The 2106-nt window shown below is 67.7% G+C and carries 2 protein-coding genes; both read right to left on the reverse strand.

Annotated elements, in window-relative coordinates:
* On the reverse strand, positions 1-1169 hold a 1169-nt coding region (locus E8M84_RS21330; protein WP_137113272.1), incomplete at its 3' end, for a Gfo/Idh/MocA family protein.
* 103 nt (positions 1170-1272) lie between these two features.
* Positions 1273-2106, reverse strand: an 834-nt coding sequence (locus tag E8M84_RS21335) for a sugar phosphate isomerase/epimerase (protein ID WP_137113273.1), incomplete at its 5' end; no start/stop codon positions are given.

The following is a 2106-nucleotide window of genomic DNA, read 5'->3' on the forward strand; positions in this document are numbered from 1 at the left end:
TACAAATTCAGCCCGACCCACGCCCCATTCCGTTCGGACGACCTGACGCAGGCATCGACGAATGCGACGCCTTCGAGGCCTTCCCTCAGGCCGGGGAATGTGGTGCCGTCGGGGACGGGGGTTCCGGTCTTGGCGGCGCGGATGGCGCGGGCGGCCTCGGTGTAGATGTTGGCGAAGCCTTCGAGGTAGCCCTCGGGGTGGCCGGGGGGGATGCGGGAGACGCGGGCGGCTTCGGGGCCGGAGCCGGCGCCGCCGCGGGTGATCAGGCGTTTCGGTTGGCCGAAGGGGGTGAACCAGAGGTAATTCGGGTCCTCCTGCGCCCATTCGAGGCCGCCCTTGGTGCCGTAGACCCGCAGGCGGAGGCCGTTCTCGTTGCCGGGGGCGACCTGGCTGCACCAGAGCATGCCCTTTGCGCCCCCTTGGTAGCGCATGAGCACATGGCCGTTGTCGTCGACGCGGCGGCCGGGGACGAAGGCGGTGAGGTCGGCGGCGAGGGTGTCCAGGGTCAGGCCGGTGACGAAGTTCGCCAGGTTGAAGGCATGGGTGCCGATGTCGCCGGTGGAGCCGCCCGCACCGGACCGCGCCGGGTCGGTGCGCCAGTCGGCCTGTTTCTGGCCCGAGGCCTCGACCGCCTCGGTCAGCCAGTCCTGCACGTATTCGACGTTCACAAGGCGAAGATCGCCCAGATCACCCGCCGCGATCATCGCCTTCGCCTGCCGGATCATCGGATAGCCGGTGTAGTTGTGCGTCAGCGCGAAGACGACGCCACTGGCTTCCGCCGCCTTGGCCAGCTTCTTCGCCTCCGACAACGTTGCCGTCAGCGGCTTGTCGCAGATGACGTGAATGCCGCGCTTGAGGAACTGCATCGCCACCGGGGCATGCATGTGGTTCGGGGTCACGATGGCGACCGCGTCGATGCCGTCCTTCCGCCGGGCTTCCTTGGCGGCCATCTCGGCGAAACTGGTATAGGCGCGGGGCACGCCCAGATCGGCGGCGGAGGCGAGGGCCTTCTCGGGGTTGGAGGAGAAGGCGCCTGCAACCAGCTCATACTGGTCGTCGATCCGGGCGGCGATGCGGTGGACCGCGCCGATGAAGGCGTCACGCCCGCCCCCCACCATGCCAAGGCGGAGACGGGGTTCACGGGCGGTATGGGCGGCGTCGATGGGCATGGATGATCCCTCCTCGTCTTTCTTCTGTTCACAAATATCCCGGGGTCGTCAGTGGTGCGCCACTGGTTCGAGAACCACTGGCGACGGGCAGCGCCCCGGGGGGTCAGTCCAGCCCCAGCATCCGCCGGTTCGCGGCGCGGTCGGTGCCGCTGTCGGCGAAATCGTCGAAGGCCTTCTCGGTCACCCGGATGATATGCGCTTCGACAAAGGCCGCGCCTTCCCGCGCGCCGTCCTCGGGGTGCTTCAGGCAGCATTCCCATTCCACCACCGCCCAGCCGTCATAGCCGTACTGGGTCAGCTTGGAGAAGATGCCGCCGAAATCGACCTGGCCATCCCCCGGCGACCGGAACCGCCCTGCGCGGTTGGCCCAACTTTGGAAGCCGCCGTAGACGCCCTGCCGCCCGGTGGGGTTCAGCTCGGCATCCTTGACGTGGAACATGCGGATCCGGTCGTGGTAGATGTCGATGTGGTCCAGATAGTCCAGGTGCTGCAGGACGTAGTGCGAGGGGTCATACAGCATGTTGGCGCGCTTGTGCCCCTTCACCCGGTCGAGGAACATCTCGAACGTCACCCCGTCATGCAGGTCCTCGCCGGGATGGATCTCGTAACAGACATCGACGCCACAGTCCTCGGCATGGTTCAGGATCGGGGTCCAGCGGCGGGCCAACTCGTCGAAGGCCTCTTCCACCAGCCCGGCGGGGCGCTGCGGCCAGGGGTAGAGATAGGGCCAGGCCAAGGCCCCGGAGAAGGTGGCATGGGCCGTCAGCCCGAGGTTCTTCGAGGCGGTGAGCGCCTTCTTCACCTGATCCACCGCCCATTCGGCGCGGGCCTTCGGATTGCCGCGCACGGCAGGGGCCGCGAAGCCGTCAAACGCCGTGTCATAGGCCGGATGGACCGCGACCAACTGGCCCTGCAGGTGGGTCGACAGCTCCGTCAC

Origin of the sequence: Rhodobacter sp. SY28-1 (assembly GCF_005222785.1) — a bacterium.
GTDB lineage: Bacteria > Pseudomonadota > Alphaproteobacteria > Rhodobacterales > Rhodobacteraceae > Tabrizicola.